This is a genomic window from Leclercia sp. Marseille-Q4284, assembly GCF_916618945.1.
Classification (GTDB): Bacteria; Pseudomonadota; Gammaproteobacteria; order Enterobacterales; family Enterobacteriaceae; genus Enterobacter; species Enterobacter tamurae.
The window spans coordinates 1256397-1271132 of sequence record NZ_CAKAKG010000001.1 but is presented as its reverse complement, the minus strand read 5'-3'; the positions used below and the strand labels follow the sequence as shown (position 1 = coordinate 1271132).

Annotated in this window: 13 protein-coding genes; 5 read left to right on the top strand and 8 right to left on the bottom strand. The window is 55.8% G+C overall.

Features of this window, described 5'->3' with window-relative positions:
• Positions 1–315: 315 nt before the first annotated feature.
• From LG383_RS05885 to mgrB, 3 genes are all read right to left on the bottom strand, one after another.
• Positions 316–1305: an MBL fold metallo-hydrolase gene (locus LG383_RS05885; RefSeq protein WP_225758548.1), complete on the bottom strand. Its 990-nt coding sequence runs from the start codon at positions 1303–1305 to the stop codon at positions 316–318.
• Between the two features lie 19 nt (positions 1306–1324).
• Entirely contained in the window at positions 1325–1615 is a 291-nt protein-coding gene (locus LG383_RS05880; protein WP_106993294.1) for a YebO family protein, read from the bottom strand.
• A 73-nt stretch (positions 1616–1688) separates the two neighbouring features.
• Positions 1689–1832: a PhoP/PhoQ regulator MgrB gene (gene mgrB / locus LG383_RS05875; protein ID WP_103180034.1), complete on the bottom strand. Its 144-nt coding sequence runs from the start codon at positions 1830–1832 to the stop codon at positions 1689–1691.
• Positions 1833–1990: 158 nt separating this feature from the next.
• On the opposite strand from mgrB, the gene LG383_RS05870 reads away from it, so the two are divergent.
• Entirely contained in the window at positions 1991–2230 is a 240-nt protein-coding gene (locus LG383_RS05870; protein WP_106993295.1) for a YobH family protein, read from the top strand.
• A gap of 54 nt (positions 2231–2284) precedes the next feature.
• Here the strand turns inward: LG383_RS05870 and kdgR are convergent, their stop codons facing one another.
• Positions 2285–3076, bottom strand: a complete 792-nt coding sequence (gene kdgR / locus LG383_RS05865) for a DNA-binding transcriptional regulator KdgR (protein ID WP_106993296.1) — start codon at positions 3074–3076, stop codon at positions 2285–2287.
• A 178-nt stretch (positions 3077–3254) separates the two neighbouring features.
• On the opposite strand from kdgR, the gene LG383_RS05860 reads away from it, so the two are divergent.
• A complete protein-coding gene (locus LG383_RS05860; RefSeq protein ID WP_225758547.1) occupies positions 3255–4628 on the top strand; it encodes an MFS transporter in 1374 nt (457 codons plus the stop codon).
• A gap of 47 nt (positions 4629–4675) precedes the next feature.
• On the opposite strand, the gene htpX is transcribed toward LG383_RS05860, so the two are convergent.
• The 4 genes from htpX to LG383_RS05840 form a co-directional block, all read right to left on the bottom strand.
• Positions 4676–5557, bottom strand: a complete 882-nt coding sequence (gene htpX, locus LG383_RS05855) for a protease HtpX (protein ID WP_106993298.1) — start codon at positions 5555–5557, stop codon at positions 4676–4678.
• A gap of 194 nt (positions 5558–5751) precedes the next feature.
• Positions 5752–7800 carry a carboxy terminal-processing peptidase gene (gene prc / locus LG383_RS05850; protein ID WP_106993299.1) on the bottom strand — a complete coding sequence of 683 codons (2049 nt, stop codon included), beginning with the start codon at positions 7798–7800 and terminating at the stop codon, positions 5752–5754.
• Between the two features lie 19 nt (positions 7801–7819).
• Positions 7820–8506 carry an RNA chaperone ProQ gene (gene proQ, locus LG383_RS05845; protein ID WP_106993300.1) on the bottom strand — a complete coding sequence of 229 codons (687 nt, stop codon included), beginning with the start codon at positions 8504–8506 and terminating at the stop codon, positions 7820–7822.
• Between the two features lie 97 nt (positions 8507–8603).
• On the bottom strand, positions 8604–9101 hold the full coding sequence (locus LG383_RS05840) for a GAF domain-containing protein (RefSeq protein ID WP_225758546.1): 498 nt from the start codon (positions 9099–9101) through the stop codon (positions 8604–8606).
• A 131-nt stretch (positions 9102–9232) separates the two neighbouring features.
• Between LG383_RS05840 and yebS the strand changes: the two genes are divergently transcribed.
• From yebS to rsmF, 3 genes are all read left to right on the top strand, one after another.
• Entirely contained in the window at positions 9233–10516 is a 1284-nt protein-coding gene (yebS, locus tag LG383_RS05835; protein WP_166182775.1) for a membrane integrity lipid transport subunit YebS, read from the top strand.
• On the top strand, positions 10485–13118 hold the full coding sequence (locus tag LG383_RS05830) for a PqiB family protein (RefSeq protein WP_106993303.1): 2634 nt from the start codon (positions 10485–10487) through the stop codon (positions 13116–13118). The genes yebS and LG383_RS05830 overlap by 32 nt, the downstream gene beginning before the upstream one ends.
• A 75-nt stretch (positions 13119–13193) precedes the next feature.
• Positions 13194–14636: a 16S rRNA (cytosine(1407)-C(5))-methyltransferase RsmF gene (gene rsmF, locus LG383_RS05825; protein ID WP_225758545.1), complete on the top strand. Its 1443-nt coding sequence runs from the start codon at positions 13194–13196 to the stop codon at positions 14634–14636.
• Positions 14637–14736 lie beyond the last annotated feature (100 nt).

Genomic DNA, 14736 nt, shown 5'->3' with positions numbered 1-14736 from the left:
CTTAGACCATTAACTTCATATCGTCCAGCAAGCGAGGCCGATTTCGTGATGCGGTTATTTACGTTAGAACATTTGGTACGAAGTTATGCTCATTTAATCGTAACGGCAGGCATTTGTTTACGTCAAAAAAAACAGCATCGAGCGCTTCGCTTGTTTAACTTATATACACCGCAACGTTGATTGTCGCTATGCACCAAAATAATGATATTTTTATGAACCTGCTTCAAAAAAAGGCAATCAAAACGTTTCGATTAAAATAAAATATGATCCGCGTCGGTTTAATACGGAATATGTACTAACCGAACACATAATAGTTTATATGGATAAATATTGACCAATTCGTAAGGGCTGAAAGTTATCGTCCGGCAGCGATAAATCCCTCAGGGCCTGAGAGAGCTCTCTCACCGGTTCATCCAGCGATTCGTCCGTCAGCTCAAATACGCCCCAGTGGATCGGGATCGCCTTCGGCATGCCCAGCTTTTGCCAGAGCGCCACCGCCGACTGCGGATCCATATGATGAACCGCCATGAACCAGCGTGGTGCATATGCGCCAATGGGTATCGCAATGGTATCCAGTTTTCCCAGCCGTTGCGGTATGGTCAGCAGCTCCGGGGTGTAGCCGGTATCGCCGCTGAACCAGAAACGCTGTTTTTGCCCCTCAAAGACCCAGCCACACCATAGCGAGCGGTTGCGATCCCACAGGGTGCGCATACTCCAGTGCTGTGCCGGGACGGCGGTGAACACCATCCCCTCAAAGACGTAGCTTTGCCACCAGTCCAGCTCGACGACCTGCCTGGCCCCGCGCCGACGGCACCACTCCCCCAGGCCCAATGGCACAAAAAAGGTGAGCTGCGGAAAACGTCGCAGAAGCTGGCGGATCGTGGCCGAGTCCAGGTGATCAAAATGATTATGGGAGATGACCAACGCATCGAGCGGCGGGAGTGCCTTGACGCTCATCACCGACGGCGTTTTTCTGACAGGTCCGGCAAAGGAGACCGGGGAGGCGCGACGGGAAAAAACCGGATCGGTGAGAATATACTTCCCGTTCAGACGCAGCAGCAGGCTGGCATGACCCAACCACCAGACGCCGTCTTCTTCATGGGTATTCAGGGTGACAGGTTGCCACCACTGGCGGATAAACCGATCGTAGCCCTGTTCGGGCGGTTTCGGCAGGCCGGCGGCTTTGCGTTCTTTCTGCCAGCGTTCGACATCGCCGGGCTGGTGCTCAGATCCATCAGTATTGCGAAAACCCTGCGGGGTATGATGCGCGAGGGAGGCGTTATACCAAGGATTGCTCCAGGCCATACTCACCTCCCCTGACTGGTTAGCGTTCAGCTACCAGACGAATAAAGTCATCGTCCTGGCTGTTAGCCGTCTCTTCTGCCGCTTTTGGTGCTTCTTTCTCTTCCGGTTCATTGGCTTCGCACAGGCGGCGCAGCAGCGCGTTCTGTCGTTTCTGCAAATCGACTAATGTTTCCAGCAGTTCAATTTGCTCATTGGTACGGGAGCTTGCACGGTTGACGAAAAACCACACCACCAGCCCCACTACCAGCAATACCACCGAGATCGCCAGAGATACCACATTAAGCATCCCGGAATTCACTAACTCACCCATTTCACCCCCCAATAAAAACGCTCATATTACCACTCGCGTTAAGGAAGGAAATCATTTGCGATAAAAATGCCTGTTACCAGGGGATAAACTTATTGATAGAACAAATACCGCTAAAGAACTGTACATCCTGGTCACACATCACGTTGATGGTCTGCGTCCAGAGCAACACACAGGCCACCAATACCAGCACCAGAATCACCCAGCGTATTTTTTTCACTCCACTCTCCGTCCCATAACTGCCTGATGCCAGGTTATCATGCACAACTTAAACCATGCCTAACTGTAACGTGAAGACGAGCCTTTCGGAATCATAGACTTGTTAACGTGAAAGTATGGGTTAGGCTGGGCGGCAGTCATTAAAAAAATGAGGCAATAATGCGCTTTTTTATTCGCACACTGATTGTTATAGCATTGATCTGGACAGGTTTACTGCTCGCAGGCTACGGCGTGCTGACAGGCAGTAAAGAGAATGCTGCCGGGCTGGGGATTCAATGCCAGTACCTCACCGCGCGCGGGTTCAGCACCGCGCAGTATATTCACTCTGATAGCGGTATCATCGGTCTCTCCCGCTGCCCGCTGCTGCGAAAGAGCGAAATCGTGGTCGATAACGGCTAACGCAAAGCATAAAAAACGCTGCCAGATGGCAGCGTTTTTTTATGCAGGAACAACTCAGAACGGATAGTCGTTGTAACCCATCTGCTCAGAAATCTTCCGCGCCGCCGTGTGCAGCATTTCCACATATTCGTGCAGATGCTCTTCAGAGAAACGCAGCGTCGGGAAGGAGATACTCAGGCCAGCGATCACCACACCGAAGCGGTCGAATACCGGTACGCCGATGCAGCGCAAGCCTTCTTCCTGCTCCTGGTTATCTTCGCCATAACCCTGCTCACGCACTTTATCCAGCACCGCTAACAGCTCGTCGGTGGTGGTGATGGTGCGTTCAGTGCTGCGTTTATACTCGACGTTCTCGAGGATCTGCTTCACTTCTTCACGGTCGCGCCAGGCCAGCAGGACTTTACCGATAGCGGTACTGTACAGCGGGTTGCGGCGACCAATGCGTGAATACATGCGCAGGTTATACATGGAGTCGATCTTATGGATGTAGACAATGCTGTCTTCATCCAGCGCACCGAGGTGCACCGTCTCTTTCGTCAGACGAGAGAGTTCGCGCATCTGAATATCAGCGCTACGGATCAGATCGACGTTCTGCAGCGCGCGTGCGCCCAGTTCAAAAAGCTTCAGGGTCAGGGAGTATTTTTCAGACTCGCCTTCCTGTGCAACATAACCCAGTGATTTCATGGTCTGCAAAAAGCGGTAAACGGTGCTTTTTGACATCATCACACGCTGGGACAGCTCAGTAATACCAATTTCGCGCTCTTCGCCAAGCGCCTGCAAGATGCCGAACACCTTTAACACAGAAGAAACAGAATCTGGCTGTTTATCCAAATCCGCGATTGCCATTAATCACCTCAACGCAAGTGTTTTATAAAATTCAGAACCGGTTTTTATTATAAATTCGCCGCCGCATTGCTGCAATCAATCCTGGCGAACCTGGTTACAAATCTGCGACATATAACCGAAATAACAGTGTTAATATCGTTACCCTGTTAATAATAACCCCTATTGCTCATTCATTCTCATGATAAAAACCCTCACAGATGGCCTGCCGTTACCGCAGCGCTATGGTGCGATTGCGACCATTATCATCGGTATTTCAATGGCCGTACTGGATGGTGCCATTGCCAACGTCGCCCTGCCGACTATCGCCAGCGACCTGAATGCTTCCCCTGCCAGTTCGATCTGGATCGTTAACGCCTACCAGATAGCGATTGTCATCTCCCTGCTGTCGTTCTCGTTTCTGGGGGACATGTTTGGCTACCGCCGGGTTTATCAGTGCGGACTGGCGGTCTTTACCCTGACCTCCCTGTTCTGCGCCCTTTCGGACACATTGCACACCCTGACTCTGGCACGCATCGCTCAGGGATTTGGCGGCGCGGCGCTGATGAGCGTTAATACCGCGCTGATTCGGCTTATCTACCCGCAGCGACATCTGGGCCGGGGAATGGGGATCAACTCCTTTATTGTCGCCGTCTCCTCGGCAGCGGGCCCGACCATTGCCGCAGCGATCCTCTCGGTGGCCTCCTGGCAGTGGCTGTTCTTAATCAACGTCCCGCTGGGGATCGTGGCCCTGCTGTTCGCCCTGCGCTACTTACCCGCCAACGGCCCAAAAAGCAGCATGCCTAAATTCGACCTGCCGAGCGCGATAATGAACGCCCTTACCTTTGGCCTGCTGATCACCGCCCTGAGCGGTTTCGCCCAGGGGCAATCCCTGAGGTTGATCGCTGGCGAGGTGGTGGCGCTGCTGGTGGTGGGTTTCTTGTTCGTGCGCCGTCAGCTGGCCCTGCCGGTGCCGTTGTTGCCGGTGGATCTGCTGCGAATCCCGCTCTTTTCGCTCTCCATCGGCACCTCGATCTGCTCCTTCTGCGCGCAGATGCTGGCCATGGTCTCTCTGCCCTTCTTTCTGCAGAGCGTGATTGGCCGCTCGGAAGTGGAAACCGGTCTGCTGTTAACCCCCTGGCCGCTGGCCACCATGGTGATGGCCCCATTGGCAGGCTATCTGATTGAGCGTGTGCATGCGGGACTACTGGGCGCGCTGGGGATGGTGATAATGGCAACCGGGCTTTTTGCTCTCGCCCTGCTGCCCGCAGCACCACAGGATCTGGATATCATCTGGCGGATGATGCTGTGCGGGGCGGGTTTTGGTCTGTTCCAGTCGCCGAACAACCATACCATTATTACCGCCGCCCCCCGTCATCGCAGCGGCGGGGCCAGCGGAATGCTGGGCACGGCGCGCCTGCTGGGACAAAGTACCGGTGCGGCGCTGGTAGCCTTAATGTTTAATCTGGCCGGGCAAAGCGGCACGCACCTGGCGCTGCTGACCGCCGGCACGCTGGCTACCGTCGCGGCCATCATCAGCGGATTGCGGGTGACGCAGCCACGTTCGCAGGCATAAAAAAAAGCGCGTCCGAAGACGCGCTTTTTTATTCGTGGCCGAAGCCGTTACTTCAGGTAATCGCCGCTACGCAGCGCTTCGATACGCTTGTCCAGCGGTGGGTGAGACATGAACAGTTCGCTCAGCGATTTCGATTTACCGTTGATGCAGAACGCCATCATGCTGGAAGCCTCCTGCGGCTCATAGCTGGTTTTCAGACGCTGCAGCGCGGCAATCATCTTCTCGCGGCCCACCAGTTTGGCAGAGCCCGCATCCGCATGGAACTCACGGTGACGGGAGAACCACATGGTGATAATGCTCGCCAGAATACCAAACACCAGTTCCAGCACCATTGAGACCGCAAAGTAGATCAGCGGGTTGCCGTTACTTGCTTCGCCTTCCTCACGATCCCCGCCCATAAAGCCTGCGGCAATCTGCGCGATAATACGTGAGATAAAGATAACGAAGGTGTTCACCACGCCCTGCACCAGGGTCATGGTTACCATATCGCCGTTAGCGATGTGGCTGATCTCATGGGCAATAACCGCCTCGGCTTCGTCGCGGCTCATGTTTTGCAACAGGCCGGTACTGACCGCAACCAGAGAGGCGTCGCGACGCGCACCGGTAGCAAAAGCGTTGATATCCGGAGCGTGATAAATCGCCACCTGTGGCATTTTAATGCCCGCCTGGCGAGACTGATTCGCCACGGTGGTCATCAGCCAGTGTTCCATATCGTTACGCGGCTGTTCAATAACCTCGCCACCCACGGACTTGAGCGCCATCCACTTGGACATCAGCAGCGAGACAAATGAGCCACCAAAACCAAACAGCAGCGCCATGATCAGCAAGCCCTGAATGCTGCTCGACTGAATTCCTGTCAGGCTAAGTACCAGCCCGAACACCACCATCACCGCAAGGTTGGTGAGCAGGAAGAGCCCGATTCGCATCATAATATTCTTTTAACCTCGATTTAACAAAACGCACTATGCGATTACCCACATCGTATGGGTATTCAGCGTATTTTCAAGCGTTGGAAGGGCGTAAGTCACCAGAAAGACACAACTTTACATAATGAAATGACTGGCTGACGGCAGAATGCTGTTAACAAAAAAACAGGCACAATTTCTTGTGCCTGTCTGGGGGATTATTTCGCCGGGGCGGGGTTTCCGGCAGGATGGTCTTTTTCCAGTTGCGCCAGGTCAATGGCGATCTTCACCGTCTCATCAAGATACGGATCGGGCTCCTGGTAATCCTTCGGCAGGTCATCCAGTTTTTTCAGAAGTGGCTTACCTTCACGTTTGAAGCGGTCATTGATACGCGCCAGACGTGTTGCATCATCCTCTTCGTTCTCCTTCAGACGCTGAGCGTAGTTCAGAGAGACGATATTGCGTTTCGCTTTCAGGGCGTTGAAACGGGCAATATCCTTCATGATGTACTGGAACTCAGGATCTTTGGCGATGCGTTCGTCGTGCTGTTTCAACAGCGCCGGACCAAACTGGGTAATATCGCCTGACTTCACGTAGGTGGCAGCGTTAACGCTATCCCACGGCAACGCGTTATCTTCGAACTTCTCACCCGTTTCCGTCTCTTCGGTCCCGGTCGGCATGATGATATCCGGGGTCACGCCTTTACGCTGGGTACTGCCGCCATTCACACGATAGAACTTCTGAATGGTGTACTGTACCGAGCCCAGCGCCGGCCATTCCGGGCGCAGCATCTGATCGTAAATGCGGTTCAGGGAACGATACTGCTGCACCGTACCTTTACCAAAGGTCGGTTCGCCAACCACCAGAGCACGATTGTAATCCTGCATCGCGGCGGCAAAGATTTCGGATGCCGAGGCGCTGAAGCGATCGACCAGCACCACCAGCGGACCTTTATAGTAAACAACACCATCGGTATCGGCATCTTCACGCACTTTACCGTTGTTGTCGCGTACCTGTACCACCGGACCGGACGGAATAAACAGGCCTGAAAGCGAAACCGCTTCAGTCAGGGCGCCGCCGCCGTTGGTACGTAGATCGATAATTACACTCTTAACGTTTTGTTTTTCCAGCTTCTGCAGCTGAACCTTGACGTCATCCGTCAGGCCAACGTAGAAACCAGGGATATCCAGCACGCCGACCTTGTCTTTACCCACGGTTTTCACCGTCATTTTCACCGCGCGATCTTCCAGGCGGATACGCTCGCGGGTCAGGGTAACGATACGGGTCTTGGTGCCTTTACCGGCAGGCAGAATTTCCAGACGGACTTTGCTGCCTTTCGGCCCCTTGATCAGGGCAACCACATCATCCAGACGCCAGCCGATGACATCGACCATCGTCTGGCCAACCTGACCGACACCCACAATGCGATCGCCGACGCTTATCGCCTTGCTCTTGGCGGCCGGGCCCCCGGCAACCATGGAGTTGATCACGGTGTAATCGTCATCCATCTGCAGCACCGCGCCGATCCCTTCAAGGGAGAGGCTCATTTCGGTGTTGAACTGCTCGGTATTGCGCGGAGAGAGATAGTTGGTGTGCGGATCGATTTCGTGTGCGAAGGCCGTCATCGCCAGCGAGAACACATCTTCACTGTTGGTCTGCGCCAGGCGACGAATGGCAAATTTGTAGCGACGGGTCAGCGTTTCGCGGATCTCTTTCTCATCTTTACCGGTGAGTTTGAGGCTCAGCTCGTCGTATTTGACTTTGCTGTCCCACAGCGCATTCAGCTCGGCTTCATCTTTCGGCCACGGCGACTTACTGCGGTCAAGATTAAAGGTGTCGTTACCCGTGAAGTCCATCGGACGTTCAAGCACCTTAAGCGCGTACTGATAGCGCTCGAAACGGCGTTTCTGCGACAGGTTATACAGGTCGTAGAACAGGTCCAACTTGCCGCTGCGTAACTCGTCGCCCACCTCAGACTGCTTTTTGGCAAACTGTTCGACATCGCTGGCCAGCAGGACGTTATGACTGTAGTCCAGCAGGTTCAGATAGCGGTCGAAAATTTTTGTCGAAAAAGCCTGGTCGAGGTCGAACTGACGATAGTGCGAACGGGTGAAGCGCGATGTGACGCGCTCACTGACCGTTGCGTGCTGGGTCTCTTCCTTTAATACCGGAATTTGATCGACACGCGTAATCTCGTCCACAGCGAAGGCGTGGCCTGTTATTGCAAACAGGCCAGCCAGCGCGGTGAGCTTAAAAAATGTGTTCATGCCGGGCCTGGCCTCCGTTTTAGAACAACAAGTGTTCTGCGCGTACAATCATTGACAGACCAGAAGTCAGCTGTACACGAACGCCATCTTTGGTGATTTCCAGTACGGTGGCATCCATAGCATTGTTACCCGCTTTCACCTTCAGAGACTGACCCACGCTCAGGGCGTTAATGTCAGAAACTGGGGTATGGCGTGGCTCTTCACGAGGCGCACGCGGGGCTTTTGCCGCTGGTTGCTCAGCACGTGGCTTACGCTCGGTGTTCTCTTTGCGACGCGGTGCAGGACGTGGCTTGCGATCGCGGCGAGGCGCTTCTTCTTCGCCATTGGCCGCGGCAGCTTCGCGCTTTTTCGCCTGCTGTTCAGCACGCTGGGCCTGAACGCGCGCTTTGGCTTCTTCGAGCTGCTTACGGGCGTGCTCTACGTGCTGCTCATCCAGCACACCGCAAGGGTTGCCGTCGAGATCGACACGTGTCGCGCCTGCTTTGATACCGTACAGGTAACGCCAGCTCGAAGTATAAAGACGTAAGGCGGAGCGGAGTTGGGTTTTGCTGAGGTTCATCTCACCTTCAACACGCTCTACCAGATCCTGAAAAATACCAATTTTCAGGGGACGAGCTTCGCCTTCGGCACTAAAACATTGTGGAAAACGTTCGGCCAAAAACGCGATAACTTCTTTACTGCTATTCAACTTAGGTTGATTTTCCATGAAATTTCCTGATTACAACGGACGTTGCCGACAAGCCGCAGGCATGAACAGGCGTCATTATAATGACGCCATCGCTAAATGCTACGTTATCCGTTGATTATCCTGCGACGCTCGCAAAGAATTTATGATAATCGGTCGCGGCGAGGACGTTCTCAAGGTTCGCCACCAGCTCGCGCAGCCCCTGCTCATCCTCGTGGGTAAAGCGATTAAAGACCGTGCTATCGATATCCAGTACACCAATAATCTGATTATTCACTTTCAGAGGAAGTACGATTTCAGCATTGCTGGCGCTGTCGCAGGCAATATGCCCGTCGAACGCGTGGACGTCATCAACACGCTGCACCTGGTCCTGCGCGACCGCGGTACCACACACGCCGCGCCCAACCGGAATGCGTACGCAGGCCAGTTTGCCCTGGAAAGGACCCAGCACCAGCGTCTCGCCTTCCAGCAGATAAAAACCGGCCCAGTTCACATCAGACAGACGTTCAAAGAGTAACGCGCTGGTATTCGCCAGGGTGGCTAAAAAACTGGTTTCTCCGGCCATCAATGCCTGAAAGTCACGGTTCAAATCCGCGTAGAATTCTGTTTTGCTCATTATTCAATCACTTGGTTGTCTTACAAAATTACAGCATAGCCTATTAAAATAAGCTTTATTTACGTTCATGCTCAAGATGAATCCATTCATGAGTTAAGATAACTATTAACTATCCTTTTTTAGCGCGACCGATGGCTCTTAAAACACCGAAAATAACACCGGCGAAGAAGATAACTGTGCATGCGGTCGGCGATGCGCTGCCTCGTGCACATTATCAGCGTTGTCCCCAATGCGATACGCTTTTTACGTTGCCAAAGATGAAATCACACCAAAGTGCTTTCTGCCCGCGCTGCGACGCAAAAATCCGCGATGGCCGTGACTGGTCCCTGACGCGGCTGGCCGCGATGGCCGTCACCATGATGCTGCTGATGCCCTTTGCCTGGAGCGAACCGCTGCTTAGTTTGCACCTGTTAGGGGTGCGCATCGACGCCAACCTGCTGCAGGGGATCTGGCAGATGACCCAACAGGGCGATCCGCTGACCGCCTCGATGGTGCTGTTTTGTACCGTTGGCGCGCCGGTGGTGCTGGTGGCCGCTATCGCCTACCTGTGGTTGGGCAATATTCTGGGGATGAACCTGCGCCCGGTGCTGCTGATGCTCGAGAGGCTCAAAGAGTGGGTGATGCTCGATATCTACCTGGTGGGGATCGTCGTCGCCTCGATCAAAGTGCAGGATTATGCCTGGTTGCAGCCGGGAAGCGGCCTGTTTGCCTTTATCGCGCTGGTGATCCTGAGCATTCTGACCATGATTCACCTGAACGTGGAGCAGCTCTGGGAGCGGTTTTATCCCCAGCGCCCCGCCACCCGCTACAATACCGATTTACGGGTCTGTCTGGGCTGTCACTATACCGGGCTGCCCGACGGGCGCGGCCGCTGCCCGCGCTGCCATATTCCGCTGCGCCTGCGCCGCCACAACAGCCTGCAAAAATGCTGGGCGGCGCTGATCGCCTCGCTGGTGCTGCTGTTACCGGCTAACCTGCTGCCCATCTCGGTGATTTACGTTAACGGGGCGCGCCAGGAAGATACCATTATGTCGGGCATCGTCTCGCTGGCGCAGAGCAACATCGCCGTCGCGGCCGTGGTGTTCATCGCCAGTATTCTGGTGCCCTTTACCAAAGTCATCGTGATGCTGACTTTGCTCATCAGTATTCATTTCAAATGTGAACAGGGGCTGAGAACCCGCATACTGCTGTTGCGTTTCGTTACCTGGATTGGCCGGTGGTCAATGCTGGATCTGTTTGTTATTTCGTTGATGATGTCGCTGATCAATCGCGATCAGCTCCTTGCTTTTACTATGGGACCCGCAGCGCTCTATTTTGGCACTGCGGTGATATTGACTATTCTTGCAGTGGAATGGCTGGATAGCCGCTTACTTTGGGATGCACATGAGTCAGGAAACGCCAGCTTCGCCGACTGAAGCGCGAGTTAAAACAAAACGTCGTATTTCGCCTTTCTGGTTACTGCCGGTTATCGCTCTGATGATCGCCGGCTGGTTAATCTGGACCAGTTATGAAGATCGCGGCAATACCATTACCATTGATTTCCAGAGCGCCGATGGCATCGTTGCGGGCCGTACGCCCGTGCGTTTCCAGGGGGTTGAGGTGGGCACCGTTCAGGATATCTCCCTGGACAAGAACCTGAATAAAATTGAGGTTCGTGCCAGCATCAAGTCCGATATGAAGGATGCCCTGCGGGAAGAGACGCAGTTCTGGCTGGTGACGCCGAAAGCTTCTCTGGCAGGGGTCTCCGGGCTGGATGCGCTGGTCGGCGGTAACTATATCGGCATGATGCCGGGCAAAGGTGAGCCACAGGATCACTTTACCGCCCTGGATACGCAGCCGAAATACCGACTCAACAACGGCGATCTGATGATTCATCTGCACGCGCCGGATCTGGGCTCCCTGAACAGCGGGTCGCTGGTCTATTTCCGCAAGATCCCCGTCGGTCGCGTCTATGACTACGCCATCACCCCTAATAAGCAGGGGGTGACCATCGACGTGCTGATCGAACGCCGCTTCACCTCGCTGGTAAAAAAAGGCAGCCGTTTCTGGAATGTCTCCGGGGTTGATGCCGACCTCAGCCTGAGCGGAGCCAAAGTGAAGCTGGAAAGCCTCGCGGCGCTGGTGAATGGTGCCATCGCCTTCGATTCCCCGGAGGGATCAGAGCCTGCCACCCAGGAAGATGATTTCGGTTTATACAAAGATCTGGCCCACAGCCAGCGCGGCGTGATCGTCAAGCTGACCCTGCCCTCTGCGGATGGTCTGAAAGCTGACTCCACCCCGCTGATGTATCAGGGGCTCCAGGTGGGGCAACTCACCAAAATGACGCTGAATCCGGGCGGTCTGGTGACCGGTGAAATGACCGTTGACCCGAGCGTGGTGGATCTGCTGCGGGAAAAAACGCGCATCGAAATGCGTAGTCCTAAACTGTCCCTCAGCAACCCCAGCGTCAGCAGCCTGCTCACCGGCAGTACCTTTGAGCTGATCCCCGGCGGCGGCGAACCGGTTAACCAGTTTGTCATCGCCCCAGCCGATAAGGCGCTGTTACAAAAACCCGGCGTCCTGACCGTGACCCTCAGCGCCCCGGAAAGCTACGGTATCGATGCTGGTCAGCCGCTGATCCTGCATGGCGTGCAGATTGGACAGGTGCTTGAGCGATCGTTAACCAGCAAAGGGGTCACCTTTGAGGTGGCAATTGACCCGGAGTACCGCGAGCTGGTGCATGGCGACAGTAAATTTGTGGTCAACAGTCGGGTGGATGTCAAAGTCGGGCTCGACGGCGTCGAGTTCCTGGCGGCCAGCGCCAGCGAGTGGATCAGCGGCGGGATCCGTATCCTGCCCGGTGAGAAAGGCGCCATGCGCGACAGCTATCCGCTGTATGCCAACCTGGACAAAGCCCTGGAAAACAGCCTGAGCGATCTGCCGACCACCACCCTTACGCTGGTGGCCGATACCCTGCCGGACGTGCAGGCGGGCTCGGTAGTGCTGTATCGCAAATTCGAAGTAGGTGAAGTAATCCTGGTCCGCCCGCGCGCCAATGCCTTTGATATCGAACTGCATATCAAACCGGAATACCGCAAGCTGCTCACCAGCAACAGCGTGTTCTGGGCCGAAGGCGGGGCCAAAGTGCAGCTTAACGGCAGCGGGCTGACGGTGCAGGCCTCCCCGCTCTCCCGCGCCCTGCGTGGTGCCATCAGCTTTGATAACCTGAGCGGCGCCAGCGCCAGTCAGCGTAAGGGTGACAAGCGGATCCTCTATCCGTCTGAAACCGCTGCGCGCGCGGTGGGCAGCCAGATCACCCTGCACGCCTTTGATGCGGGCAAGCTCGCAGAAGGGATGCCGGTGCGCTACCTGGGGATTGATATCGGTCAGGTCCAGAGCCTGAAACTGATTACCGCCCGCAATGAAGTGCAGGCCACGGCGGTACTGTACCCGGAATATGTCGATAACTTTGCCCGCGCCGGGACGCGTTTCTCAGTGGTCACCCCGCAGATTTCTGCCGCGGGTGTTGAGCATCTGGATACCATCCTCCAGCCCTACATCAACGTCGAGCCGGGACAGGGCAAGTCGCGTCGTGACTTTGAGCTGCAGGAAGCGACCATCACCGATTCACGCTATCTCGATGGCCTGAGCATCGTGGTGGAGGTCCCGGATGCGGCATCGCTCGATATCGGTACGCCGGTGCTGTTCCGCGGAATGGAAGTGGGTACGGTGACCGGCCTGACGCTGGGGACGCTCTCCGATCGAGTGATGGTAGCCCTGCGCATCAGCGATCGTTATCAGCATCTGGTACGTAACAACTCGGTCTTCTGGCTGGCCTCCGGCTACTCGCTCGATTTCGGTTTGACCGGCGGCGTGGTGAAAACCGGGACCTTTAATCAGTTTATCCGTGGGGGGATCGCCTTCGCGACGCCGCCGGGTACGCCGCTGGCGCCGAAATCTCAACCCGGCAAGCACTTCCTGCTGCAGGAGAGCGAGCCGAAAGAGTGGCGCAGCTGGGGAACCGCCCTGCCACGTTAATGCCTGCGCTCCGGTGCAACCCACCGGAGCCTTTATGGTACACTGCGCGCCTCTTTTACTCCCTGTGGTGCGCTCGTGTCTCAACGTCCCGTCTATCTGCCAGATGAATTTCTGGCGCAAATGCGCCAGGCTCTGCCTGACCCTCTCGCTCTCGATGCGTTTATCGCTGCCTGTCAGCGGCCGCTGCGCCGCAGCCTGCGCGTCAATACCCTGAAAATCAGCGTGGCGGATTTCCTCACGCTTGTTGCCCCGTACGGCTGGCAACTCACCCCGGTTCCGTGGTGCGAAGAGGGATTCTGGATCGACCGTGACGACGAAGAAGCCCTGCCGCTGGGCAGCACCGCCGAGCACCTGAGCGGGCTGTTTTACATTCAGGAAGCCAGCTCCATGCTGCCGGTTGCCGCGCTGTTTGCCGACGACAACGCACCCGCCCGGGTGATGGACGTGGCGGCAGCCCCTGGCTCCAAAACGACCCAAATCGCTGCGCGGATGAATAATCAGGGGGCGATCCTCGCCAATGAGTTCTCCGCCAGCCGCGTTAAGGTGCTGCATGCCAACATCAGCCGCTGCGGGATCAGCAACGTGGCGTTAACCCATTTTGATGGCCGCGTGTTCGGTGCCGCCCTGCCGGAAGCCTTCGATGCGATCCTGCTGGACGCCCCCTGCTCCGGCGAAGGGGTGGTACGCAAAGATCCCGACGCGCTGAAGAACTGGTCCGTCGCCAGCAATCTGGAGATCGCCGCCACCCAGCGCGAGCTGATCGACAGCGCTTTCCATGCCCTGCGCCCCGGCGGCACCCTGGTCTACTCTACCTGTACCCTTAACCGCGACGAGAACGAAGCGGTCTGCCTGTGGTTACAGGAACAGTATCCCGACGCCGTAGAGTTCCTGCCGCTAAATGACCTGTTCGCCAGCGCCGGTGAATGCGTTACCCCGGAAGGCTTCCTGCACGTCTTCCCGCATATCTACGACTGTGAAGGCTTCTTCGTGGCAAGGTTGCGTAAAACTGCCGCTATCGCGCCGCTGCCTGCCCCGAAATTTAAGGTCGGCAACTTCCCGTTCACGCCGCTCAAAACCCGTGAAGCCGGGCAGATCGCCGCTGCGGCAAATCTGGCAGGTCTGCAGTGGGGCGATAATCTGCGCCTGTGGCAACGCGACAAAGAGGTGTGGTTATTCCCGACCGGGATTGAGCCGCTGATCGGTAAAGTGCGCTTCTCCCGCCTCGGCATTCGGCTGGCCGAAACCCACAACAAAGGTTACCGCTGGCAGCATGAAGCAGTGATCGCCCTGGCTGGCAAGGACAATACCTTTGCCTTAACCCAGCAGGAAGCCGAAGAGTGGTATCGCGGCCGTGATGTCTGGCCGCAGGAGAGCCCTGCCGGGGATGATGCGGTAGTGACGTATCAGGGTTTTCCCATCGGGCTGGCGAAAAGAGTGGGCTCGCGTCTGAAAAATAGTTACCCACGCGAACTGGTTCGCGACGGTCGTCTGTTTACCGGTAACGGCGACGCGAGCTAAAAAAAGGCACTTTTTTACTGGCGCTTTTGCTCTTCATTGACCAGGCTGAAAAGTGGGCGACTATACTGGTCGTACCAGACCACAGTGAGTTTATGGAGAG

What these genes read in the sequence shown, in the direction of transcription:
- LG383_RS05885 (WP_225758548.1), bottom strand. Translation starts at nt 1,305, where the DNA reads ATGGCCTGGAGCAATCCTTGGTATAACGCCTCCCTCGCGCATCATACC.
- LG383_RS05880 (WP_106993294.1), bottom strand. Translation starts at nt 1,615, where the DNA reads ATGGGTGAGTTAGTGAATTCCGGGATGCTTAATGTGGTATCTCTGGCG.
- LG383_RS05870 (WP_106993295.1), top strand. Translation starts at nt 1,991, where the DNA reads ATGCGCTTTTTTATTCGCACACTGATTGTTATAGCATTGATCTGGACA.
- kdgR (WP_106993296.1), bottom strand. Translation starts at nt 3,076, where the DNA reads ATGGCAATCGCGGATTTGGATAAACAGCCAGATTCTGTTTCTTCTGTG.
- LG383_RS05860 (WP_225758547.1), top strand. Translation starts at nt 3,255, where the DNA reads ATGATAAAAACCCTCACAGATGGCCTGCCGTTACCGCAGCGCTATGGT.
- htpX (WP_106993298.1), bottom strand. Translation starts at nt 5,557, where the DNA reads ATGATGCGAATCGGGCTCTTCCTGCTCACCAACCTTGCGGTGATGGTG.
- prc (WP_106993299.1), bottom strand. Translation starts at nt 7,800, where the DNA reads ATGAACACATTTTTTAAGCTCACCGCGCTGGCTGGCCTGTTTGCAATA.
- proQ (WP_106993300.1), bottom strand. Translation starts at nt 8,506, where the DNA reads ATGGAAAATCAACCTAAGTTGAATAGCAGTAAAGAAGTTATCGCGTTT.
- LG383_RS05840 (WP_225758546.1), bottom strand. Translation starts at nt 9,101, where the DNA reads ATGAGCAAAACAGAATTCTACGCGGATTTGAACCGTGACTTTCAGGCA.
- yebS (WP_166182775.1), top strand. Translation starts at nt 9,233, where the DNA reads ATGGCTCTTAAAACACCGAAAATAACACCGGCGAAGAAGATAACTGTG.
- LG383_RS05830 (WP_106993303.1), top strand. Translation starts at nt 10,485, where the DNA reads ATGAGTCAGGAAACGCCAGCTTCGCCGACTGAAGCGCGAGTTAAAACA.